Origin of the sequence: Vibrio sp. 1557, assembly GCF_033340175.1 — a bacterium.
GTDB lineage: Bacteria > Pseudomonadota > Gammaproteobacteria > Enterobacterales > Vibrionaceae > Vibrio > Vibrio alginolyticus.
This window is the reverse complement of sequence record NZ_JAWOVZ010000032.1, coordinates 1-24,554: the sequence shown is the minus strand read 5'-3', so window position 1 is coordinate 24,554 and position 24,554 is coordinate 1. Positions and strand designations below refer to the sequence as shown.

Annotated in this window: 20 protein-coding genes and 1 tRNA gene; 9 read left to right on the top strand and 12 right to left on the bottom strand. The window is 44.2% G+C overall.

What is annotated here, in order from left to right; all coding sequences use genetic code 11:
* Positions 1-10: 10 nt before the first annotated feature.
* The 3 genes from R7070_RS22495 to gap all read right to left on the bottom strand — a co-directional run bounded on the left by R7070_RS22495 (position 11) and on the right by gap (position 4,281).
* Complete coding sequence (locus R7070_RS22495; protein WP_025767192.1) at positions 11-2,047, bottom strand: methyl-accepting chemotaxis protein; 2,037 nt, start codon at positions 2,045-2,047, stop codon at positions 11-13.
* 197 nt (positions 2,048-2,244) lie between these two features.
* The gene (locus R7070_RS22490; RefSeq protein ID WP_033907352.1) at positions 2,245-3,129 is read right to left on the bottom strand and encodes a D-hexose-6-phosphate mutarotase; all 885 of its coding nucleotides are present in this window, start codon (positions 3,127-3,129) and stop codon (positions 2,245-2,247) included.
* 156 nt (positions 3,130-3,285) lie between these two features.
* Positions 3,286-4,281 carry a type I glyceraldehyde-3-phosphate dehydrogenase gene (gene gap / locus R7070_RS22485; protein ID WP_005380697.1) on the bottom strand — a complete coding sequence of 332 codons (996 nt, stop codon included), beginning with the start codon at positions 4,279-4,281 and terminating at the stop codon, positions 3,286-3,288.
* A gap of 337 nt (positions 4,282-4,618) precedes the next feature.
* Between gap and msrB the strand changes: the two genes are divergently transcribed.
* A complete protein-coding gene (gene msrB / locus R7070_RS22480) occupies positions 4,619-5,026 on the top strand; it encodes a peptide-methionine (R)-S-oxide reductase MsrB (RefSeq protein WP_042522504.1) in 408 nt (135 codons plus the stop codon).
* 117 nt (positions 5,027-5,143) lie between these two features.
* Here msrB and R7070_RS22475 read toward each other — a convergent pair whose 3' ends face one another.
* The gene (locus R7070_RS22475) at positions 5,144-5,965 is read right to left on the bottom strand and encodes a DUF2989 domain-containing protein (RefSeq protein ID WP_042522503.1); all 822 of its coding nucleotides are present in this window, start codon (positions 5,963-5,965) and stop codon (positions 5,144-5,146) included.
* Between the two features lie 101 nt (positions 5,966-6,066).
* Here R7070_RS22475 and R7070_RS22470 point away from each other — a divergent pair, with 101 nt between their 5' ends.
* On the top strand, positions 6,067-6,351 hold the full coding sequence (locus R7070_RS22470; RefSeq protein WP_005380700.1) for a YeaC family protein: 285 nt from the start codon (positions 6,067-6,069) through the stop codon (positions 6,349-6,351).
* A 95-nt stretch (positions 6,352-6,446) separates the two neighbouring features.
* Here R7070_RS22470 and ansA read toward each other — a convergent pair whose 3' ends face one another.
* Both ansA and sppA read right to left on the bottom strand, forming a co-directional pair.
* Positions 6,447-7,460 (bottom strand): asparaginase, encoded by a 1,014-nt coding sequence (ansA, locus tag R7070_RS22465; RefSeq protein WP_017635822.1) that lies wholly within the window; start codon positions 7,458-7,460, stop codon positions 6,447-6,449.
* Positions 7,461-7,624: 164 nt separating this feature from the next.
* Entirely contained in the window at positions 7,625-9,475 is a 1,851-nt protein-coding gene (sppA, locus tag R7070_RS22460; protein WP_005380705.1) for a signal peptide peptidase SppA, read from the bottom strand.
* Between the two features lie 224 nt (positions 9,476-9,699).
* Between sppA and R7070_RS22455 the strand changes: the two genes are divergently transcribed.
* Positions 9,700-11,712 carry an NADPH-dependent 2,4-dienoyl-CoA reductase gene (locus tag R7070_RS22455; protein ID WP_170890467.1) on the top strand — a complete coding sequence of 671 codons (2,013 nt, stop codon included), beginning with the start codon at positions 9,700-9,702 and terminating at the stop codon, positions 11,710-11,712.
* A 59-nt stretch (positions 11,713-11,771) separates the two neighbouring features.
* On the opposite strand, the gene R7070_RS22450 is transcribed toward R7070_RS22455, so the two are convergent.
* Entirely contained in the window at positions 11,772-13,088 is a 1,317-nt protein-coding gene (locus tag R7070_RS22450; protein ID WP_025767195.1) for an MFS transporter, read from the bottom strand.
* 173 nt (positions 13,089-13,261) lie between these two features.
* Between R7070_RS22450 and R7070_RS22445 the strand changes: the two genes are divergently transcribed.
* Positions 13,262-13,810, top strand: coding sequence for an NAD(P)H nitroreductase (locus R7070_RS22445; protein WP_005380711.1), 549 nt, complete (start codon positions 13,262-13,264; stop codon positions 13,808-13,810).
* Between the two features lie 103 nt (positions 13,811-13,913).
* The gene (locus tag R7070_RS22440) at positions 13,914-15,881 is read left to right on the top strand and encodes a DNA topoisomerase III (RefSeq protein WP_225466458.1); all 1,968 of its coding nucleotides are present in this window, start codon (positions 13,914-13,916) and stop codon (positions 15,879-15,881) included.
* 44 nt (positions 15,882-15,925) lie between these two features.
* On the opposite strand, the gene R7070_RS22435 is transcribed toward R7070_RS22440, so the two are convergent.
* Positions 15,926-16,132 carry a hypothetical protein gene (locus R7070_RS22435; protein WP_005380717.1) on the bottom strand — a complete coding sequence of 69 codons (207 nt, stop codon included), beginning with the start codon at positions 16,130-16,132 and terminating at the stop codon, positions 15,926-15,928.
* A gap of 183 nt (positions 16,133-16,315) precedes the next feature.
* The gene (locus R7070_RS22430) at positions 16,316-17,005 is read right to left on the bottom strand and encodes an SDR family oxidoreductase (RefSeq protein ID WP_017635826.1); all 690 of its coding nucleotides are present in this window, start codon (positions 17,003-17,005) and stop codon (positions 16,316-16,318) included.
* A 271-nt stretch (positions 17,006-17,276) separates the two neighbouring features.
* Between R7070_RS22430 and R7070_RS22425 the strand changes: the two genes are divergently transcribed.
* Entirely contained in the window at positions 17,277-18,200 is a 924-nt protein-coding gene (locus R7070_RS22425; protein WP_104975508.1) for a histone deacetylase, read from the top strand.
* Positions 18,201-18,394: 194 nt separating this feature from the next.
* On the opposite strand, the gene R7070_RS22420 is transcribed toward R7070_RS22425, so the two are convergent.
* The 3 genes from R7070_RS22420 to R7070_RS22410 all read right to left on the bottom strand — a co-directional run bounded on the left by R7070_RS22420 (position 18,395) and on the right by R7070_RS22410 (position 20,700).
* A tRNA-Ser gene (locus tag R7070_RS22420) sits at positions 18,395-18,485 on the bottom strand.
* 156 nt (positions 18,486-18,641) lie between these two features.
* Entirely contained in the window at positions 18,642-20,450 is a 1,809-nt protein-coding gene (locus R7070_RS22415; RefSeq protein WP_213886596.1) for a DUF3413 domain-containing protein, read from the bottom strand.
* A 22-nt stretch (positions 20,451-20,472) separates the two neighbouring features.
* Positions 20,473-20,700: a YejL family protein gene (locus R7070_RS22410; protein WP_005380722.1), complete on the bottom strand. Its 228-nt coding sequence runs from the start codon at positions 20,698-20,700 to the stop codon at positions 20,473-20,475.
* A gap of 85 nt (positions 20,701-20,785) precedes the next feature.
* Here R7070_RS22410 and yejK point away from each other — a divergent pair, with 85 nt between their 5' ends.
* The 3 genes from yejK to R7070_RS22395 all read left to right on the top strand — a co-directional run bounded on the left by yejK (position 20,786) and on the right by R7070_RS22395 (position 24,463).
* Positions 20,786-21,784, top strand: a complete 999-nt coding sequence (gene yejK, locus R7070_RS22405; protein WP_005380723.1) for a nucleoid-associated protein YejK — start codon at positions 20,786-20,788, stop codon at positions 21,782-21,784.
* An 82-nt stretch (positions 21,785-21,866) separates the two neighbouring features.
* Positions 21,867-23,195, top strand: a complete 1,329-nt coding sequence (locus R7070_RS22400) for an Hpt domain-containing protein (RefSeq protein ID WP_053349606.1) — start codon at positions 21,867-21,869, stop codon at positions 23,193-23,195.
* 104 nt (positions 23,196-23,299) lie between these two features.
* Complete coding sequence (locus tag R7070_RS22395; protein ID WP_206954223.1) at positions 23,300-24,463, top strand: chemotaxis protein; 1,164 nt, start codon at positions 23,300-23,302, stop codon at positions 24,461-24,463.
* Positions 24,464-24,554: the final 91 nt, after the last annotated feature.

Sequence of the window (24,554 nt, the reverse complement as noted above, 5' to 3'; positions counted from 1 at the left end):
TTATTAAGTATTAGTGGAAGAAGTCGACTTGCTCTTTCAAGTTTCGTGCTTGTTGTTGAAGTTCAATGGCACTTTGCGAGGTTTTTGCGCTCGTGTTGCGGCTTTCTCGGTTAAGTTCACTGATAGAATGGGCATTTGCTGCAATTTCTTGTGAAACTTGAGCTTGTTCTTCTGAAGTCGCTGCAATGGCGTCGGCTTGAGAGGCTATCGACTGCACTTGTACTGCGATGGCTTCTAATGCTGTGCCCGCGTCTTGTGCTTTGTCCAAGACCTGGTTTGCACTGCGTTGGCTGTCTGTCATCATATTAACTGCATTATGAGTCGACCCTTTTAGTTTCTCGATAATTTCCACGACATCTTGAACTGAGCTTTGGGTTCGGTGCGCAAGTGTGCGCACTTCATCTGCTACAACTGCGAAGCCACGGCCTTGCTCACCTGCTCGTGCTGCTTCAATGGCGGCATTCAAGGCAAGTAAATTGGTTTGCTCAGCAATTTCATCAATCATTTTAGTGACGGTTTGAATACTCTCGCTATCGCGATTTACTTGCTCGATAGCCGTTGCTGATTGATCCAATTGATCGTTAAGTTGAGCAACGTCGATACATACGCCTTCAACAATCGCGAGACCAGATTGACTATCAGTATTTGCTGAGCGTACGTTTTCCGCAATGCTTTCGACTTGTTGTGCGACAGATTGAGCGGAAGAGGCCATTTCTTCAATCGCTGTCACAACTTGCTCGACTTCTTGTTGTTGTCGGTCGGCTTGGGTCAAATTGCTATGTGCATCGTTGGCAACGCTGGTGGAGTTGCTCTCCACTAAGTCGCTTGTTGAACGGATCTTACCAACGAGTTCATTGAGCTGACTTGCCATACTGGCGACACCCGAGCTCAGGTTCGTAATTTCATTCTTTGATGCTTTACGAGACGCTGGAATGTTCAAGCTGACTTCGCCGCCCGCTAAGCGAGTCATGTATGAGTTTAGAGTCGTGAGAGGTTGTAAGCTGCGATTCAAGAAAAGTGTCAGTACAACAAAAGTAATGATTGCCGCTACCGAAGAAATGATGGCAATGAGTGTGAGAAGCGTGTCGCTACCTTTTGTTACTTCTTTGATAAACGTACCACCTAGCAGTTTCCAGTTCCAACCTGGAACCTCTGTGTAGACAAGATACTTTTCGCCTACGTTACCTTGGTACTCGAAAGGGTAGCGAATTAATCCACTAGATTGTTCGAAAATCTGGCCAAAAGGCTTGTGACCATTGTAGTCGGCGACTTCTAGTATTGACGAATCTGAGCCGCTTTTTGCTGGATGAAGTAGGTATTTACCAAGATTGTTTTCGTCGTTATCAACGATAATGGTGTAACCAGTGTCGCCCCATTTTATCTCTTCGAGTGCATCGAACAAGGTTTGTGTCGCTTGGTCTACTGGTAAGCCAATAAACGATAGGCCTGCTACCTTTCCTGTCGCATCTTTGATTGGGGCATAGTAGGTAATGTAGCGCTCGCCATACAATTTAATTTGAGCGTAATACGGTTGTCCTGCTTTAAGTTGCTGATAACCAGGATGGTTGATGCCTAGCGTGGTTCCGACCGCTCGCTGACCTTGTGGATCTTTTAGGGAGGTGGACACCCGAATAAAGTCGTCACCCAATGGTGCGAATAGCGTTGCTATAGCGCCGGTATCACGTGTGAAACTGTCGACCAACTTGGTGTCATTAATTAAGCTTTCACTGTATTGAGTGATGTTTGGTACTTCATGTCCCATGAAGTCAACCGTGTAATTTTCGACATAGACACCGGCAAGGTAGCCATTGCGAAAAGTAGATTCGAGGACTTTAGCGGTGTGCAGGTAAGCATCGAATTGGCCAGCAATGGTTTTTGCCATTGATTCTACTTTAGATTGGTGTTCTTTCAGTGTGCTTTCCAATAGAACATCGGAAGCGTTGCGGTAAACAAGCGCTGCAATACTGCTGAAAGCAATGAATAGACACAAAGTGATCACCAGTTTCAACTGGAATCCGACACTTTGATTTCGGTATCTCTCTAACATAGACTAATTCCTGATATTTTTATTATTTATGAGTTTTGTATCGGTATGCTATCGGTTTATATGATCAATTTTTTTGATATTTATTAATGAAACCGTCAAAAGTGACCAGTAACCAATAAGTTAGTAAAGATAGGACCATCTAAGCAGAGCTTTTATTACAAAAAAAGCCGGGTATCCCGGCCTTTATATGGTGATTCTTACTGCGCTGAAATGACAGTGACAAGTTCATGTGTCTCACCTGGTTGGAGCGTTTGACCTTGCTCAATACTTGGTGCATGAACAGCAGACTCCACACACAACATGGTTTGATAACCATCGTCAGCCATGTCACCCATGCTTTGCGCACCTTCTGCCCAAGGGTTCCATAATACTGCTGAGTTGTGGCCTTGGTTGTGTACGCTTAGCGTACGATCCAATACCGGGTCTTTTACCAAAATTTTCGCTTCTGGTTGCGTGTAAACGCGATCAATGGTGTCAGTTAGTTGTAGAACATTACCACCTTGGCATACCGCATCAGCTTTCAAGCTATCAATGTACTCGGCACCCATGCCTGTCGTTTGTGCTTGCTTAATGTCTCCAACGTTTAGGTAAGTATGTAATGCGCCAGAGAAGGTCCAAGCCTCGTCATCAATGTTCATGACTTTGAGCGTCACTTTTAGCTCATCGCCCACTTCAATCACCAAACGAGCGTCAAACATATGGGGCCAAATATCGTGGATTTCTTCTGTCGGGAACAGAGCAAGTTCAACAATCACACCGTTATGGTTCTCACGATGTTCAACCAACTCCCATTCTGCGGTGCGGGCAAAGCCGTGAGCTGGAGCAGCAATACGCCCAAACCAAGGCCAACAAACCGGAATACCACCGCGAAGAGCAGCTTTACCATCGAAGACAGCTTTTTCGCTCATCCAGATCAGATCTTCTTGACCTTCAGGCGTGAACGACACGACATGACCACCGTGTAGCGAGATGCCTGCCGTTGCTTTGTCATGAATCACGCGGACGATTTTTATCTGATCAACTTCAACGATAGTGACGTTATCAGATAGCACCGTTAGGGCTGGGAGAGTTTTTAAATCCATGTGTAGTTTCCTATCGCTGGGGGAGAGCTTTTAGACGCGCTTCGCACATTAAATGCAACATCGAGCCTGCATTCTCTCAAATTCCAGATACAAAAAAGGCGACTCTAGAGCCGCCTTTTCTTTAACGAAGTTATTCGCTAATTGCTAACTTTCTAATTACTTAGAGATGTGAGCGATTAGGTCTAGAACTTTGTTTGAGTAACCGATTTCGTTGTCGTACCAAGATACAACCTTAACGAATTTGTCAGTTAGCGCGATACCAGCTTTAGCATCGAATACTGAAGTGCAAACTTCGCCGATGAAGTCTTGAGATACAACTGCATCTTCAGTGTAGCCTAGAACGCCTTTTAGTTCGCCTTCAGAAGCTTCTTTCATCGCTTTACAGATGTCTTCGTAAGAAGCACCGTTAACTAGGTTAACAGTTAGGTCAACTACAGAAACGTTAGCAGTTGGTACGCGGAAAGCCATACCAGTTAGTTTGCCGTTTACTTCTGGAAGTACAACGCCTACAGCTTTAGCAGCACCAGTTGAAGATGGGATGATGTTTTGAGAAGCACCACGACCACCGCGCCAGTCTTTAGCAGAAGGACCATCTACAGTTTTTTGAGTTGCTGTAGTTGCGTGAACTGTAGTCATAAGACCAGATTCGATACCGAACTTGTCGTTAAGAACTTTAGCGATAGGCGCTAGACAGTTAGTAGTACAAGAAGCGTTAGAAACGATGTCTTGACCAGCGTAAGTGTCGAAGTTTACGCCGTTAACGAACATTGGAGTAGCGTCTTTAGAAGGACCAGTTAGTACAACTTTTTTCGCGCCAGCAGTGATGTGCTTACGTGCAGTCTCGTCAGTTAGGAAAAGACCAGTTGCTTCAGCTACAACGTCAACACCGATTTCGTCCCATTTTAGGTCTTCAGGGTTGCGCTCTGCAGTAACACGTACAGTTTTACCGTTAACGATTAGGTTACCGCCTTCAACTTCAACAGTACCGTTGAAACGGCCGTGAGTTGAGTCATACTTAAGCATGTATGCCATGTAATCTACATCGATAAGGTCGTTAATACCTACTACTTCGATGTCGTTGCGCTCTTGCGCTGCACGGAATACGAAACGACCGATACGGCCAAAACCGTTAATACCTACTTTGATAGTCATTATAGTTGCTCCACAACTTAATTTCTGATTAAAGATAACTGGTAGTAAAATTACAGAATCCAGTAAACATCTGCAAGTGATAATCGGACTTAACTTGTTTAAAGTCAAAAAAAAGCGACGCTTTTTTTAACAATTCTTTGCAAATGTACGTTTTTTAAACTTTTAACTGATTCTTCTGTAGCCCAGTTGGCGTAATATAACTGGTGAGATAAGTGCTCTTATCAAATTAATTACTCATGGTGTCCTGGTGAGAAAGTATGTGCTACAAGTGTTAAGAGAAGCAAGTTTTTTGCTAAAAAAGTCAATACCAAGAACAGTAAATAAGGAGCCGAAAGTCGTGGAACAAAGCGGGAAAAAAGTGACGAAGTCAGATGAACAGTGGCGTGAGCAACTGTCTGATGAAGAGTTCCGTATTTGCCGAGAGCAAGGTACAGAGCCTCCTTTCAGCGGTAAGCTACTGCATAATAAGGAAACTGGTGTTTATGCTTGTACTTGTTGTAATGCCCCTCTCTTTGTCTCTGATAACAAGTATGACTCTGGCTGCGGATGGCCAAGTTTTGATGCGCCTATCAACGATCAAGCGGTGCGCTATTTAGAAGATCTAAGTCACGGAATGGTACGTACAGAGATTCGTTGTGCAACGTGTGATAGCCATCTAGGGCACGTTTTTGAAGATGGCCCACAGACCACAGGAGAGCGTTTTTGTGTTAATTCTGTGTCGTTAATTTTCAACAAATCAGAATAATAACGACAAAATTGTGCTCGAGATTGTTTTATCCTTTCAGGATGATTCAAGCTCAACAGTGATCTGAGTGTCGCTCGACTTAAATAAAAACTCCCGCTCATTGCGGGAGTTTTTCGTTTATATCTCACTGGGTATCATTGTTGGGGAATAGATACCTTTCTCTATGGCTTTCGCCACCGATTCGGCTAATTCATCCAACTGCTTATATCGCTCTGGATGACTGAAATTGAACATACGTTGGAGCTGCTTTTCATCAGCAAGCGGTACGTCGAATCTCTTCGCGACCATTGCCCATAGATACGCTTGCTCTTTGTCTCCAAGCCCTTGATGAATACTTGCCATTGACTTGAGAATGACCGGATTGATGTTGTCTTCATCAGATAAAGACAACGCGTTATTAAGAAGCTCCAGGGTTTTCTTGGTATCTCGGTTGGTATAAAAAGTGGCTAATGCATATTGCATCTCAGCATTATTTAATTGGGGAGACCCTTCCATTTGTAAAAATGCGCGCCGAGCTTGAGTATCTCCCGTTTGAGACCATAAGAAATACAAAGTAGCCGGGTCTTCTGAACCTTTTAACTCGTTTACAATGCGCTCTAGCTCATCAATACTGTGTACCAATGCATTAAAGCGTTGTCTTTTGAGAGCACTTTGATCAATAGGGGTGATCTGGGAGGCGAGTTCTAAGCATTTCCTATATTCAGCGACCAGACCGTATTCGATGATTTGGTTTGCTTCCGATGGGTTTTTCAATTGCTCAAACCGATGCCAAACCAAATTTGTTCTTGGAATTCGACATTGGCCGTCATCCATATTGAGCTGCTCGCAACGCAGTTCTGGTGTTTTTTGGCACAACTCTTCGGTTGTCACGTTACCTTCAAAACAGCCCGATAGCACAAAACATGCGAGGCTGAGAAGTAACCAGTTTGTTCTTTTCATGGCTTTGCTTGTGATCCGTTACACCAATTCATTTTCGTATTCTTGACTCAGTTTCTTAACCCGTTATGTTCTGTAAATAGAATGTAATAAGAAGGTACACTATGGACGCAGAACAACTATTACAAGCGATGACTCCAGAAGTTTATGATCGCTTAGTCTATGCAGTAGAAACGGGAAGATGGCCTGAGGGTACAACACTTTCTAAAGAGCAGCGAGATTCGTGTATGCAAGCTGTGATGTTGTATCAATCAAAACATAATACTGATGCGCAGCATATGACGGTTGCAGCCGGTGGTGAAATCAGTTTTAAATCAAAACAAGAGCTTAAAAAACAATTCAGCGGAGAAGAGAGCGATATTGTTCGTGTGAATCCGAACATTGATTAATCCTTACGCCTTATTTCTCAAAATTTTATTATTTTGATTTTGAAAGAAAAAAGCCCAAATTGTATTGGGCTTTTTAGATCGCAGAAAGCTTGAACTTACAGGCTCATTTCACCACGCAGTACTTGTTGCATTCTCTCTTTTACTTCTTCGTAAGAAAGGTTTTGGCTTAGAAGGTAGTGTAGTTTTGCCAGCGCCGCTTCGGGCGTCATGTCAAAGCCACTGATAACACCAGAGTCTGCGAGCGCACAACCTGTGGCATATCCGCCCATATTCACTTTACCTGCCAAACACTGAGTTAGGTTTACGACAATAACGCCGCGCTCAGAGGCTTCTTTCAGGTGACCAAGCAGCTCAGGGTTCTGAGGAGCATTACCGACACCAAAAGTCAGAAGAATCATCGCATTCACGGGCTGACGAAGCGTGTTGCGGATAACTTCGTGTGAAATACCAGGGTACATGGTGATCACACCGATTGGTTGTGGCGTGATGTTGTGAACCTTAAACTCACCTTCTGGTTGTGCACCAACGGTTACGCTGTTGCTAACTTGAATATTGATCCCAGCTTCCAATAGTGGAGGAAGGTTTGGTGAAGTAAAGGCATTAAAACCGTCTGCATGAGATTTTGTACTGCGGTTACCACGCATCAATTGATTATTGAAGAACAAAGTTACTTCGTTGATCGGGTAGTTTGCCGCAATATGTAGCGCGTTTAATAGGTTTGCTTGGCCGTCAGAACGCAGCTCTGCGAGAGGGATTTGTGAACCCGTTACAATCACTGGCTTACCAAGGTTTTCAAGCATGAAAGACAATGCGGACGCTGTGTACGCCATGGTGTCAGTACCATGTAGGATAACGAAACCATCGTATTTGTCATAGTTGTCACGAATATCATTCGCAATCTGCTGCCAGTCAGCAGGTGTCATATCTGATGAGTCAATCAGAGGGTCGTATTCGTGGATGGTGTAATCCGGCATTTCAGGACGATGGAATTCGGGCATGCTTGCTAATTGCTTTTCCATAAAGCCAGCAACAGGCACATAGCCGTGGTCGGATTTTTGCATTCCGATGGTACCACCGGTGTAAGCGATGTAGATGTGTTTTCTAGTCATCGTTTTTTCTTTCGTGTAGGGGAACAGAGGCGGGGATTATATACCTAAATAACCTTGAGATGCGAGGCTATACGCACAGCATCAGAAAGTCATCTGAGGAGATGCAAAGCCTAATAAAAAGGGCACTTCAAGTAGAAGTGCCCTTTGTAATATTGATGGAAAAACTACTGCACTTGGCAGTTCAAACAAAATGCGTATTGACCTTTAGGATCGTTGAAGCTTTGGAGCAAGCTTGCGTCTTGTTCGAATTGTTGAGCTACGGGTTGAAGACTTTTTGGTAGCAAGCTTGTTGCATCAATACCTAGAGAGACTTTCACCTGTTTCATAAACTCTTGTAGAAATAGTTCAGTAGGTGAAAGAGGCTCTTCTACCCAGTAAATGCCATAATCGGTCACGTTCGCTAGTTTCGCCGCTAGCTCTACAGCATCATCAAAGTCACCCATTTGATCGACAAGACCAAAGGATAGTGCATCTTGGCCAGTCCAAACTCGACCTTGAGCAACTTTGTCAACTTCCTCTAGAGACATATCGCGATTCTCGCCAACTAGAGAAATAAAGCGCTTGTAACCGTGCTCGATACCTAACTGGAACACTTGAGACGCGCCCTCAGAAAGGCCAGTGGTAATACCGTCACCTGAGAACGGCGATGTGCCAACGCCATCAGTATTAATACCTAACTTGCTAAAGCCTTTTTCAAACGTGGTGATGACACTAAATATACCAATGGAGCCCGTCAGGGTTGTTGGCTGAGCAACGATTTTGTCTGCGCTCATTGAAATCCAATAACCACCAGAAGCGGCCAAACTCGACATGGATACAACAACCGGCTTACCTGCTTGCTTCAGAGCTTCTACTTCGTTACGAATCACTTCAGAAGCAAAGGCACTGCCTCCTGGACTATCTACTCGTAACACGACCGCTTTCACTTTTTCATCATTGCGTGCTTGACGCAGCAAGCTTGCGACCGTGTCACCACCAACAGTTCCGCGAGGTTGTTGACCGTCCATAATCGCGCCACTGGCTAGAACAACGGCGATGTCGTGTTGAGGTAGTGTGTAATCAGGACGAATCGTTGCAAGGTAGTCGTAGTAACCAATCGCGTTGTAGCTGTCTTTGCCGTCGCTACCAAACTGTTTTGCAAATAGAGTGCGAATGTCTTGGCGTGTCGCGAGTTCATCCACTAGCCCCAATTTGACTGCGAGCTGAGCAATATCGCCATTTACAGACTTCATCTCGTTAATCAGCTCATCCATGGTTGGATTAAGCACTTTCGCATCAATGTTTCGGTTTGTTGTTACGTCATCAACAAAAGCACTCCATAATTGAGTAACCCAACGTGTTGCTGACTCTTTCGCCGCATCGGACATGTCATCACGAATAAAAGGTTCGATAGCGGATTTATAAGTACCTACGCGAAAAACATGAGTAGAAACGTCAAGCTTTTCAAGTAACGTTTTGTAGTACATTGAGTAAGCGCTGTAACCTTTAATCAATACACCACCATCAGGTGCCAGATAAACTTTATCGGCGTAACTTGCCAAGTAATATTGGCTTTGGTTGTAGAAATCACCTACGGCGTAAACGGGTTTGCCTGATGCTTTAAATTCGTTCAACGCTTTCGCGATGTAACGTAGTTTCGTGAGATTTGTTTCTGGCATGTCTCGCAGTGCTAGCACTAATCCAGACACTTTAGGATCGTCTTTCGCGTAGCGAATAGTATCAACGATATCGAAAAGGACGTTTTCTTTCGGTAGCTCATTACCCAAAAGGGAACCAGCAAAAGAGTCCATTGGGTTTACATAACGTCTTTGTTCGACAATTGGGCCTGAAAGGTTCATCACCAATGCCGATTCTTTTTCGACGACAGGTTGACCGTCTCCGGTATAAGTAAAGGCAAAGTAGAAAACGGCAATCATCAGCAAGAAAATTAGGTTTGCCAGTGCGAGTCTGATGAAAGTGATACTTTTCCATATCCCTTTAAATATCAAACCAATAAATTTGAAGAGTTTTTTCATCTTGTCTCCATAACGAGATAGTTACGCCGAGTCTAACAAAGTATGGGTTCTTATCTCTAAGATCTCAAAAGATAACATTTTTTTAGCTTATCACGACCACTCAACAATTGGCATATTTTCACACGAGATTGATCGGTGTTACAAAAATGTAAACGCTTGTTTGATTTTTTGGTTGAGCAGGCTTAATCTGGTCAGACCATGATAATAACAATGGATGTTAAGTGATGTCTGCCATGTACCCAAACCTATTAAAGCCACTGGACCTCGGTTTCACACAATTACGAAACCGAGTTCTGATGGGATCAATGCACACTGGCTTAGAAGAGCACAAAGAAGGATTACAGAAGCTCGCGGCTTTTTATGAAGAACGCGCGAAAGGCGGTGTCGGACTGATTGTAACCGGAGGTTTTTCTCCTAACTTACGCGGTCGTTTACACCCGTTGAGTGCTGAATTCAGCAAGCCAAAACATGCTAAAGCCCATAAAGTTGTGACAGAAGCGGTGCACAAGCACGGTGGTAAAATTGCGTTGCAAATTCTCCATGCTGGGCGTTATGCAATGCATCCATTCTCGCAAAGTGCATCTGGCATTAAAGCGCCAATTGCAAAGTTTGCTCCGAGTGAAATGAGCGACCGCCAGATAAAGAAAACCATCGACGCGTTTGCTAATAGTGCGGAGTTAGCACAGCTTGCTGGTTATGATGGCGTCGAGTTAATGGGCTCGGAAGGTTACTTGATAAACCAATTCTTATGTAAACGTACTAATATGCGTTACGACGAATGGGGTGGCAGCTATAAAAAACGTATGCGTTTTCCGCTAGAAATTGTTAAAGCGGTACGCAAGACGGTAGGTGACAAGTTCATCATCATCTTCCGTCTTTCTATGCTGGATCTTGTCGAGCAGGGCAGCACTTTTGAAGACGTTATCGAATTGGCGAAAGCACTTGAAGAGGCTGGCGTCACGATTATTAATACGGGTATCGGTTGGCATGAGGCTCGAATTCCGACAATTGCGACTCAAGTACCACGCGGTGCGTTTACATGGGTTACGGAAAAAGTTAAACCTCACGTTTCGGTTCCTATTATCACTTGCAACCGTATAAATACGCCAGATGAAGCAGAACGTATTTTATCTTCAGGTCATGCCGACATGGTTTCGATGGCGCGCCCATTCTTGGCCGATCCTTACTTTGTTGCTAAAGCCGAACAGGAAAAAGCGCAGCTTATTAATACGTGTATTGGTTGTAATCAGGCGTGTCTAGATAACGTGTTTAAAGGTAAGCGCGCCAGTTGCTTAGTGAACCCTCTAGCGTGCTATGAAACCGAAATTGTTGTTGAACCAGCCTTTAAAAAGAAAAACATTGCAGTTGTTGGTGCTGGACCTGCGGGCTTGGCTTGTGCGACCACACTGGCTGAACGTGGCCATAAGGTTGATTTGTTCGAAAAGAACGACCGCATCGGTGGTCAGTTCCGTCTTGCGATGCAGATCCCTGGTAAGGAAGAGTTTCGAGAGACGATACGATATTTCGCTAACCGTATTGATGAAACAGGCGTGAATCTGCACTTATCGACGGAAGCGAACTATGACTTACTCACAGAATATGATGAGATAGTGATGGCATCGGGTGTTGAGCCACGTAAAGTCAATATTGATGGAATTGATAACCCAGAGAAAGTCGTCGACTATCAAACTCTCATTCGAGACAAAACGCCAGTCGGTGAGAAAGTGGCTATCGTAGGTGCTGGTGGCATTGGCGTAGATGTCGCGACCATGCTCACAGAGCCAGTTGGACAAACGTTGGATGACTGGTTGCATGAATGGGGAATCGACAAGGAGATGTCTCAGCCGGGCGGTTTATACCCTTACCCTGATGCGGTCAGCGATAAAGAAGTCTGGGTACTTCAGCGTCGTAAAGGTCGTGTAGGTAAAGGTCCGGGTAAAACGACAGGTTGGATCCATAAACGTACCCTTGAAAAACGGGGCGTACATTTAGTCGGCGGCGTGTCTTACGATAGAATTGATGATCAAGGTTTGCACATTCATGTAGACGGAAGCGCGCAGGTACTTAATGCAGACAAAGTTATCATTTGTGCTGGGCAAGAGTCTGTACGTCCGTTTGAAGATAAATGGTCTGAACTTGGAGAGAAGATTCATATCATTGGCGGAGCTGACCATGCGGGTGAACTTGATGCTGTGCGTGCGATTCGTCAAGGTGTTAAATTGGCGGTAAAACTCTAGCCTTTTAATGTGTGTTTACCATAAAAGCTGCGCTTTGAGCGCAGCTTTTTTGTATAGAACTAGTCACTGATATCTGGCAGTTGTTTGGCCATTACCACGCCAGCAAAAGTAATAAAAGAGAACACTAACACCACAGCTGAAAGGCTCAAGAAGTTCGACATAACACCAAGAGAGCTCATTAGAAGCAGCATTATCCCAACCACTGTGTTACTCACGGCTACATAGCTCGTCCGTTTGTCACCTTCTGCGATATCAACTAAATAGGTTTTTCGTCCGACTCGTATTCCGTCGTGGGCAATACAAACACAAAAGTAAAGCAGAGGAATCACGAATAGGAAGCTTTGGCTAGCGGTGACCCATGTATCGTAAACAAATAACACAACACCAAGTAGCGCGCTCATCATTGCGCCTATGACCATCACACTGCGGCTAGAGCGATCGGACATTCTTCCCCAGAAAGGACCTGACACAAAGGAGGCTAAGCCACTCGCAAACATAAAGAGAGCTAGCACCCAGAGCTGTCCACCCAGAGATTGCTGTGCCAGCACAACGTAGTACGGTGCACTCAGCGCAGAACATAAAAATAGTGTCCGCGTGATAACGAATCGACGAAAGGTCACGTCTGTCTTAAGTAACGCGAGTTGTTTAAATGCTTCGAGGACGCCATTTCGACCACCGTCTACCTCACCGGCATACTCATTAATTCGCGCATAGACGAATGCCGCGATGAGCCATATGACGCCCGCTAAGCCTAAACTCAGACCGTAAAAGCGCTCTGTCGGCTCTACGTCCCATAACCAGGCTAGTGCCAGAAGGCTAGCGAAAAGCAGCGTAACCAGGCCAGCAGCGCTTGAAGACCAGCCGTTGACTTGACCTCGTTGGTTTTTAGGGATGGTTTTGCCCAATACATCTTTTGATGCGACGGAATTTAAACCGCGTGAGAGGCTGAAGATCACAAGACATGCAATCACACCATAACCCGCAGCTGCTCCTGTTAGAGTTAATGCGACCAATCCGATTGCAAATATGGAAAGAGCCTGCAAGATGCTGCCAATTACCCAGACCCATTTTCTTACTGGAATGCGTCGGATGTAGTGCGCGATGCTAAGTTGTGGGATAAGGGATCCTGACTCACGAATAGGAACCAGCCAACCAATTAAGTAAACCGGAGCCCCGAGACTTTGTAGTATCCACGGCAACGTGACTTTAGGGTTGATTAACGCATCGCCGACCTTCGTTAAAAACTGAGCGAGAATGATTTTAAGAAAGTTGCCGGGAACTTGATGACAAGCTGATTCAGGAATCGCCTTACAGGCACGGGCATCTTCGTCATTAACGATCTTTTCGTAAATGCTGTTTTGTTTGTCCTTGTTCATCAACCTGCCTATGTTCAACTTATTCATTTCGCGAATAAATTAACATTAAACCCAGATTGATGTTAAGTGAAGCACGTTATCAAGCCCACAGAAAACCGGTTGTTATTCGCAGGAGCAGATTGTGCTAAAGTGGCGTAAACAAAATAACAACGATATTCAATAAGGATTCTTTCATGGACGCTCTCGATCTTTTGCTCAATCGCCGATCTATCGCGAAGTTATCCGCGCCTGCTCCAGAAGGTAAAGCACTTGAGAACATCATTCGTGCTGGCCTTCGTGCGCCTGACCATGCGGGATTAACCCCTTGGCGTTTCGTTATCGCACAGGGCGATGGTTTGAAAAAACTGTCAGATATATTGGTAAAAGCGGCAGAAGCTGAAAATAGTGATGAAGCGGTGGTCGAAAAGGTAAAGAATGCCCCATTTCGCGCACCAATGGTGATCACGGTGATTGCTAAAGTAACAGAACATGAGAAAGTACCAGCACTAGAGCAACACTTATCTGCGGGATGCGCTGTACAAGCGATGCAAATGGCAGCCGTAGCGCAAGGCTTTCAAGGGTTTTGGCGCTCAGGTAAGTGGATGTTCCATCCAGAAGTTCATCAAGCATTTGGTTTAGAGGGTGACGATGAGATTGTTGGTTTCTTGTACTTAGGCACGCCTGGTTGTACACCGATGAAAGTTCCTGAGCGTGACCTTTCTCAGTTTGTTGAATTCCTATAACTGAAAACTTAAATAAATTGACTGTTTATTTATACAGTTTTTCTTGATTTATTAGGGCTACATTCGATAATGTGGCCCTAATTATATTTATTTCCAAAACGTTATGTCTCGTCTGTTTATTGCTGAAAAACCAAGTTTAGGCCGTGCGATTGCCGCTGCACTGCCAAACCCTCAAAAGAAAGATCAAGGATTCATCCGCTGTGGGAACGGGGATATCGTTACTTGGTGTATCGGCCATTTGCTCGAACAAGTCGAACCTGACGCTTACGATGAGCGTTATAAAAAGTGGAATATGGCAGATTTACCAATTGTTCCGCAGCAATGGCAGCTCAGACCGAGGAAAAGCGCAAGTAAGCAATTAACAGTGATTCGCAAATTGCTCAAAGAAGCTAACGAAGTCATTCATGCAGGAGACCCTGACCGCGAGGGGCAGCTGTTAGTTGATGAAGTCCTCGACTATTGCAAGTTATCTAAAACCAAGAAGGAATCCACACAGCGTTTGCTGATTTCCGACTTGAACTTACCTGCGGTTAAACGTGCACTCAGTTCTATGCGCAGTAATCGAGAGTTTATCCCACTTTCAGTTTCTGCATTGGCCCGCTCTCGGGCTGATTGGCTGTATGGTATGAACATGTCTCGTGCTTATACCTTGCTTGGTCAAAAAGCAGGGTATCAAGGTGTTCTCTCGGTAGGGCGAGTGCAAACGCCAGTTCTTGGCTTAGTGGTGCGTCGTGATGAAGAAATCGAAAACTTTGTCCCGAAGGACTATTTTACCCTACATGCTCTGATCCCATATCAAGATGCCAATGGTACTTTTGATATTCGTGCTCGTTGGAAGCCAAGTGAGGCATGCAAGCCTTGGCAGGACGAAGAAGGTCGAGTGTTAAACCGTAAGTTGGTGGAAAATGTTGCAAACCGTATCGCAAGTCAACCTGCAAAAGTGACGGAGTCGGAACAAAAGCAAACCAAGCAATCAGCACCATTACCTTATTCGTTATCTGCTTTACAGATCGATGCCGCGAAGCGCTATGGTATGAGTGCGCAACAAGTACTAGATACTTGTCAGGCATTGTATGAAAAGCACAAGCTGATCACTTACCCGCGTTCAGATTGTCGCTATTTACCGATGGAACACTACTCACAAGCAGGGACGGTGACAACTGCTATTGCGAATAACGCAAAAGAGTTGCAAGTTGCCGTTCAGGGAGCAGACTTAACATTAAAGTCCAAAGCCTGGAACGATAAAAAAGTGGATACGCACCATGCGATTATCCCTACACCGAAGCAAGCTAATGTGAATGCGCTTTCCGGCAATGAGATGAAAGTGTATCAATTGATTGCGCGCCAGTACCTCATGCAGTTCTATCCGGCGGCGGTTTACGCAGAAGCGAAATTGGTTTTCGATATCGCTGGTGGTATGTTTGTCGCGAAAGGTCGTCAGTTAGTTTCGCCGGGTTGGAAAGCGCTAATGGGCAAAACTGACAAGGAAGATGAAGGTATTGATGCCGTGCCACCGCTACCCGAAGGCACCGTGTTAACTTGTCGTGAAGGGGAAATAAAAGACCGAAAAACCGAGCCACCAAAGCATTTTACCGAAGCATCGCTGTTGCAAGCGATGACCGGGATCGCCCGTTACGTTGCGGATAAAGAACTGAAAAAAATCCTTCGTGACACTGATGGGCTAGGCACGGAAGCGACTCGCGCTGGTATTTTGGACACGCTGTTCAAACGCCAACTGCTTACGCGTCAAGGTAAGTCAATTCTCAGTTCTCCTGCGGGAAGAGGTCTCATTCATGCCTTGCCAGAAGATTCAACATACCCTGATATGACGGCTCATTGGGAGCACCAGTTACAAGGTATGGCAGAGAGAAATCAAGCATATCAGCCGTTCATGCAAGCACTGGAACAGCGCATTGATAGCTTGATGGCACAAGTAAAAGCAGGGCCTATCCCTGATTCATTACGTCATCTACCCAAGGTGGAACGTCCTGCGTTTAAACGTAAAAAGCGCAGTTATTCAAAGAACGGTGGCGCGACTAAATCTCGTGCAACCAAAGGTAAGCAGGCATAGGACAAGCGCGGCGTAATTAAACTCCGCGCATGCTTGAAAATAGATTACTCGAACAGATCACCGTGGTTTTGGATCGCGCCTCTTACTTCACCTTGAGTTAACACGCGTTTGTCCAGTACCTCTTTCACCTGGTTGCCCAAGTCAACTAATGTATCTCGATTCGCTTGAGTTTGGCGTTTACCAGCACTTCTCAAGCAGTAATTTAGTTCGTGCTCTTCGCTAAAATTAACCAAATCCCTATCTGCTGCCATCGTGCTTTCTCCTTATTTGTTCTACTTTTTCCTAAGTCTGGATTGGATGTAGATAAATTCAAGTTAGATTGCGTGAATTATGCTGGTGGATCACTGATGAACATTATGTTTGCCAACCAAGTCACGATTATGAAGCCTGGCTTTGATGGTATTTGGTTTAGTGATGGTTGTGTCTTAATGCTGCTACCAAGGTAACTCAGTACCATCGTAGTTAATAAATCGACCTGAAAGCTGCGGTGTGCTCAGCTCTATCACGTTCGCTAGGCCTTGCGCGGAGGTTTGCGTATCTATCAAAGCATTTGGCCCGCCCATCGCCGTTTTTACCCAACCAGGGTGAAGCGCTAAAACGGTAAATCCTTCAGGTGTTAAATCATTACTTAAGCTTTTCACAACCGAGTTAAGCGCCGCTTTCGATGAGCGATAAATATAACCGCCACCGGACGTATTTTCGGTCATGCTCCCCACTTTTGATGAGATACAAGCAATCTTTTTTATCTTGCCTTGTTGTAAGCGAGGGTAACAGTGCTCAACCAGTTTTAACGGTGCAATGGTGTTTACTTCGAAGGCTTTACGCCATTCTTCTACGTCAGTGTTTCCAAAGCCATATCCCTTGGGGCCGTAATATCCTGCATTATTGATGAGTAAGTCGATGGCAGGGAGTTTATCGGCAAGCTTAGCGACTTGTTCGTAGTGAGTGACATCCAGTTCGTGCAAAACCAGATTACTGAATTGTGAGGCTAGAGTTTGTAGTTCTGAACTGTTCTCTAAGGAACGGCTAGTAGCATGTACTTGGTGGCCTTGCTTCAGGTACAGCTCAGTTAAGCTAAGGCCAATGCCGCGATTTGCTCCGGTAATAAAGACGGTTTGACTCATACAAATACCTATGTTTTTTTGATTTCAGTTGAAAGTCATTGTGTTAGCTAAGCACAATAAAATCAACCAACCACCACGCACCAACAACGAGAGATGAAAATAGGGACAGAGCACAAAGAGAGCCAAACAGTGCGCCGAGAATAGCAAAGAAAGTAGAATTCATATGTATATTAAATTTAATTGATATTGAAAATCATTATCAATTAAATTGCGTTTTATTCAACCCTTTAAGTTGATACTATTTCGTTACCATTGTTATTAAGAATTTCTCATGCTGCCATTTATCTACCACCCGATTTATTCTCAACTTGAGTTGCCAGAGGGGCATCGTTACCCAATTATGAAATACCAGTACCTCTATGAATCGGTATTGGTGCATATAGAGAAAGATAACTGGAAAGAGCACACGCAGTTTTTCCAGCCCGAAGCATTAACTGTTGGGGAAGTAAAACGTGTTCATGACGAGGAATACGTCGAGTTACTTGTTAGTGGAAACATACCAGCTGCGAAGATGCGCCGAATAGGTTTTCCTTGGAGTGAGTCTCTCATTACCAGAACGCTAACGTCAGCAGCGGGCACGGCTCTGACCGCAAAAAAGGCACTTGAGTACGGTGTGGCCATTCATTTGAGTGGTGGGTATCACCACGCACACAAAGAGTTTGGCAGTGGTTTTTGTTTATTTAATGACTTAGTGATCGCGGCCAGGCAAGCGCTCGAAGTCGAGCATGTCGATAAAGTATTGATCATTGATAGTGATGTTCACCATGGGGATGGAACAGCAACTTTATGTGACGATGAGCCAGATATCATCACGCTTTCTTTCCACTGTGATAAAAACTTCCCAGCGAGGAAGCCTCAGTCTGATCTCGATGTGCCTTTGGTGCGAGGAACAGGTGATGAGGACTTTTTAATGGCGTTTAAAGAAGTGGTCGATATGGCACTTAATCTTCATCGCCCTGATTTAGTTATCTACGATGCTGGTGTCGATATACATCAAGACGATGAGCTTGGATATTTTGATGTGTCGACGCAAGGGATCTTAGAACGTGATAGATTTTTAATGCAAACAGTGAAATCTCGAGGTATCCCTGTCGCAGCTGTCGTTGGAGGTGGATATCGAACGAATCATGCTGACCTCGTCCCAATCCATTTGCAGCTTATCAATGCCGCTAAAGAAGTCTTTATTGATGAGTAGATACAACTAGACGTAAATATCAAATTGATTCAACACTGGAACGAACGAAAAGGGCATTAATTTTTTGTGGGTTCTTTCTGAGTGTGGTGGAGTGCTTAGTTGCGTTCAAGAAGTGATAAGTGATTTGTACAAATCTTTTTAAGTCTGGAGATGCGAAAAAGCCCGCTAATTTCTTAGCGGGCTTTTTCTAAATGTGGCGGAGAGATAGGGATTTGAACCCTAGATACGCTATTAACGTATGCCGGTTTTCAAGACCGGTGCTTTCAACCACTCAGCCATCTCTCCGTTGTTGATGCGCATAATATAAGGCTTTGAAAATGTTGTAAACCCCTAGTTGAACTGATTGGATGTTTACTGCGCAAATTTGTGGTTTGTGTTGTTTAAATAAACAAAAAACTCCCCAAAAAGGGGGAGTTTGAATAGTATATGGATTGCTAAGTATTAATCGTTTTTAGAATAAAAACGCTGTAACTCAGTTAAACCTTGCATCAAAACTGGCAACTTCGGTGCATCATCTCGAAGTCGTTTGTAGTTTTTGTCATACAGCTTGTAGTTGCCAAACTTATCGATCACTGTGGTTTGTGAGCTAGTAATTAAGGCAAGCTCGCGAGTATCGCCCGCCAAGATCCAGCGACGACGACTTTCATCGAATAGGTTGCGACCACTACTGTAATCATATGGGTTGGAAGATACGCCGAGCATATCTTGCAACAGTGTAACTGAGAGGTCCAAGTGACTTGTGCTGTGATTAAATTCGCCAGCCAGCATTCCAGGCCAATGGATCACCATCGGAACTTGTAATTGATAACGGCTGTAGTTGCTGTTTGCTCCCCAGCTGTTCGTATTGGTTTCGTTAAATTCACTACCGTGATTAGAAGTGATGATTACGATGGTGTTTGTCAGTTGTCCCGTCGTTTCTAGTTCATCAATAATACCTGCGATAGTTCTATCCGCCGACTTCACTGCATATTCATAAGCTTTTTTGAATCGCTCACTTGCGGGCATTTCTTCGTCATTATTTGAAGGAATCGATTCAAAATTATCAACGGTGGTGACTTCGATGTAACTAAACCATGGCTGACTTGCTTTCTCTGCTAACCATGTATTCCAGTTTGCGATAGATTGTTTATCGGTATGAGCTTGTGTGCCATCGAGGTCTTCCGCTAGTTTTAAGTCGCGGAAAATAATCTCAGAGTAGAGATCATCTTCAAACCCGCTGCCACTGAATAGGCCGAAGTTGTAACCCTGATCTTTCAGTACATCGAGTAACACTGGCGAAGCACCTTGCGCCTTGATGCTTGATGCATAACTGGTCGGTAAGCCATAGAACAAACCAAAAGCCCCGTAAGTATCATTACTTGAACTGTAATGATTACGGAAGTTCTGATTGTTTTCAGCAAACTCATAGAGGTTAGGCATCTCTTCTTGGTTAAGCGCATCCGCTCGTAAATTGTTTATGCTGATCATCAACACATTGAGCTTATTAACTCGGCGGTTAAACTCAAGCTTTTCAAGAGGGTAGTTGACTAACTCTACGTTGCCTTCGTTTTCTGCTAAACGTTTTAGGTATTCCTCACGGTCAAGTAGACCATGTTTTTCCATAAAACTCTTCGCCGTCATCGGGTAAGACAAAGGGAAGTTTGAACGCTGGCTAGTAATTGGGTTGTAAAAATACGCATCTGCCCAAATGTAAACCAAATGGCTGGTCATAAAGCTGAGGAAAAAGACGGCCGCGAGAGGGCGTCCTACGTGCTTATGAGATAGTTTGCGCTGTTTTCGCCATACCCATTCGGATAGTGCGAGTTGAATAAGGAAGATCAGCGGCATCACAACAAATAAATGTTGTAGGTCAGTGCTGAGCGCACTTTTGTCTTCGCTGAATAGTAACTCCCAGACAACGGGAGTTAAGTGCAAATTGATCGACTGATACGCTTGGGTATCAATTAATAATATGGTTTGCCCAACGGTTGCGAAAATCACTGCCACCAAACGGAACAATTTCCGCGATGGCAGGATAAACGTCAACGGGAATAGAACAAGCAAGTAAAGTGCGAAAACTAGAAAGCCAAAGTGACCAACCCAAGAAACCGCCAGATAAAACTGACCAAGTAACGTCTCGGGCCAAGGAGACTGAACAATGTAGCGTGTGCCTATCAACATCGATGCAACGATATTGAAGAATGCAAACCAGTGACCCCAACCAACTAGTCGAGATACACGTTCGCCGTATGAGTTTCCGCTGTCTACCATGTATGTGTTCTATTGTCCGTGATTAGTGTGTTTTTGGTGTTTCTAAAGAAGACATCAGCGCCTGAGCAAATTTTTCAGCAATCGCTTTGCGTTGTGAAGCAGCAACACGTTGATTTAAGACATTGGTTGCGATATTTCCGGCAATCATTAGCGTCAACTCAGGAGAAGCAGCGTGTTTTTCAAGAACTGTTGCTACTTCAGCAAGAATTTTTTCTACTTGCTCGTCAGTATATTTAGATGTAATCGGCATAAAGACTCTAATAATGATAGTAAAAGCGGCTTATGATAACCTACAATGCCCATCAACTAAAACCTTGTAGCAAGATAAAATCACTATGAGTCTTCATCTTTCAAACGTTATTCTGCATCAACTGTGCAAAAACGATCAGGACGAGCTGGTTGTAAACTTTCGTCCAGCATCATTAGAGAACGATGCATCTACAGAAAACTTAGTCGCTGAGCTTCACCGAGTATTCCATTCTAAAGCTGGTAAAGGTTTTGGCGCTTTCCAGTCAGACAGCGAATTTCAATTTTGGCTTCAAGAAATGCGCAAAGGAGAGCGAGATTTTTACGACTTCTCACAAATTAGTGCAAATCGCTTGAAAGAAGAGTTGATTAAGTACCCATTTGCGGATGAAGGTATCTTGGTTTTCGCTGAGTATCAGAGTTTAGCAACGGACTACTTGTTCATCGGTATCTTACCAATGAATCAAAGTTTAAAAGTGACCGAAGGTTTGGACATCAGTGCGACAGATTACTTAGATATCACCAAAATGGATATTGCCGCACGCATCGACCTGTCGAGCTACGAGACCGACAAGGAATCCAATCGTTATCTGCAATACATTAAAGGACGCGTTGGCCGTAAAGTGGCGGACTTCTTCCTAGATTTTCTGCAAGCGGATATTGGCTTAGATACTAAACAACAAAACTTAGTGTTGATGCAGGCGGTGGATGATTTTTGTGCTGACTCGAAGCTAGAAAAGCAAGAAGTGAACGAGTACAAGAAACAAGTTTACGACTACTGCAATGAGCAAATTAAATCCGGTGATGAAGTTCAAATCTCAGAACTTTCCGGAGAGCTTCCTCAAAGCCAAGATGGCACGAGCTTTATGGATTTCACCAAAGAGCAAGGGTACGAACTTGAAGAGTCTTTCCCAGGTGATCGTGCGACGGTTCGCAAACTGACTAAATTTGTTGGAGCTGGTGGTGGTTTGAATATTAGCTTCGATAGTCTCTTACTTGGCGAGCGTATTTTTTATGATCCAGAGACGGATACCTTAACGATTAAAGGGACGCCTCCAAATCTAAAAGATCAGTTAAGTCGCAATTAAAATCATATCGTTAAATAAAGAGAGCAAACGGCTCTCTTTTTTTATGTGAATAAGAAACATCCATAGTATATGCTTGTAATTAATGGAGATATGCGAGGGGCAAGTGTTGCTGAAGCTAAAAGAAGGAATACGGCGGTTTGTTTGGTTCTGGTTCGTTTTGTGGTGTGTTTTAGCACTTGGCATTTGGCTGCAAGCCAAACAAACGATTCAAACGATTTCGACTGTAAATGAGTTAGGAAGTAAAGTTGAAGAAGTCAGGCACTTTTTTAACTTCGATCTGCCTTACCGTGTTAAACACGTCGACCAAATTTCACTGAAACTTCAGTTGGCTTATGCAGTTCGCTTACAGCTTGAAAGTGAGTTTTCTGAAGGGAAAATCACACCAGACATCACTCAATTGCTTTATACGACCGACCGATTTTTAGAAAGTGCTCGAGCTTTTGTAAGAAGTGACAGTGAATTGGTTTCGTTAGCTGAACAGTTACGAAGCAGCCGTGCTCGAACAGAAAACTCTGAGCAAATTCAGGCAATGTACTATCGCTTAGGTGCGCTTGTTTTTGAGTCTGTCTTTAGTGACTCTGCAACGAATAGCGATACTTACCGTGACTTAGACCGACTTTTTATTGAATCAGAGGCACTCTCTCCCGAAGAGCGAAGTGCTCTTCAGCGCCAGCTTGCTCAAACCTCAAGCGCACTATCTGCTCAGGCACAGGGCAGTTATTTATCTAATCAACTGCTTAATCCAGATTTCCCGAACCAGTTAACTTCGATAAATGATAAGTTGGAACAGAAGCTAATGACTTTTATTGTTTGGCTGTCTGTAATCAGTGGTTTGCTCCTTTTCCTCATTTCATTGGGAGCCTTCTCCCCAAAAACGATTCAACCGATACCACTACCCAGAACCGATGATAAAAAGTCAGAGCAAGTTGGCGATGATGAAAATGGAGCTAACACTGTTCCCTCAGCTCAGTCAGAAAATTTTCAAAACGTCCAAATGAACGAAAAAAGTTGTAATGAGGTGAATTCATCACAAGTGGAAGTAGTGGAACGTGAGCCGTACATAGATATCAATAAAATGTTAGATTCTCTGTCTGGTGACGAGGGCGCTGTGCGGATGTTACTGGAGGTCTTTATTCAGGACCACTCTGGCGATGGCACTAAAATGTATCAGCTGTTAGAAGAGGATAAAGAGCAAGCGCAAAGAGCCGCACACAGTCTTAAAGGGGTCTCAGGGAGTTTAGGTGCAATGCCATTGCACTGTATTTCGGGTGATATTGAACTGTTGATTAAACAAGGGCAAAAAGTGCCGGAAGAGAAGTTGGCATGTTTAGATGATGTCCTAAAACAAACCATACTTTTTGCTAATAATGTTCTCAATAGTGAAAAGATAACAGAAGCGCTAACAGATTGATATTGCTCTGACTTAATGTCATAAGAGTTGAGGTAATAAAGGCTCGAACTATATGACTTAGTTCGCTTTATTCCTGTTCTATACAATTTGTTAAAGGTGTTTTCATGTCCGTTCGCCGAATGTCTTCAATGATGTTGATAGGGCTGGTTATGATGCTTTCAGGGTGCTCCCTGCTCGAAGTCAAGATCGAGAGTCAAACCGTCCCTCTTACCAAACAAGAGCTCAATATGCGTCTTTTGACTCGTGAGTATGCGCAGCAGTTTTTTGCTCAGGTTGAGCAAGCAGCAGACGCACTACACGAACAATATGAGCCTCATGATGAAGTTCATCAATCTTATATTTTACTTTGGAAGATAAATGCTGAAGAAGGCATCCAAGCTTCTGCATACCAAGTGTCCCCAATGGCTGCACTGATTGATACATGGACTTTCACGCTACAAATGGAACAGTTTTTTACTACCGCTTCTGGTAATGAGCTCTTTGCGTCCGATGAGGCCAAGTTAGTTTCCGTTTATTTAGCGAAAGAGGTAGATAAACTGGCTCAATCTTTATTGAAGAAAGAAGCATACATCAAGACACAAACGTTTGTTGCAGAGTTCGCCAAGCAGCATCCCTTCGCTGATTTAAGCATGATTAGGACTCCGGCTTACCGTAGGTGGTTAGATGCAAACCAAATTAGCGAAGAGGAAGCCGTTACAACGCTAGGCACGATGCCAGAAGCACTCGGGGATGTCTCTGATCGTCTAAGTCTGGTATCAGAACAGACACCAAAAATTATGACGTGGAAAGCGCAGTTGTTGGCCTTGAATAGCTCTGCCAGTATCGAAAAAGTCAATGCGGCGCTCAATAGTTTGCAAGTTACCGCTGATTCGGTGAGGGATTTTATCGATAACAACCCAGAGTACATGCGTTATTTGGCAGAGCAAATGGCGCTGGAGTTACAACCTTTGGTTGACGATATCGATCAAAGGACGGAGGCGCGTTTATCTCAGTTGGGTGAAGAACGCCAAGCTATAGAGCTGATGGTTGCCAGAGAGCGCCAAGAAATCGCACAGATCATTACCCATGAGCGCGAGAAGTTTGCTCAAGATATGGATCGAGTGTCGCAAGAGGTTGTGAATCTCGCAATGACTAAGCTGATTGAACTTGTCAAAAGTACCATCATCTACTTTATTCTGTTCATTGCCGTTATATTCTTTGCACCGCTTGGCTTGGGCTATTGGTTTGGGAAGCGTTCAGCCGTGAAAACGCCAGTCAAACAAAGCTAACGATTTGTTTTGGATGACCCGTCCTGATATGGGTTGACACTTTTTAACTAAAACGCTCGATGTACTTCATCGGGCGTTTTGTATTTTAAAG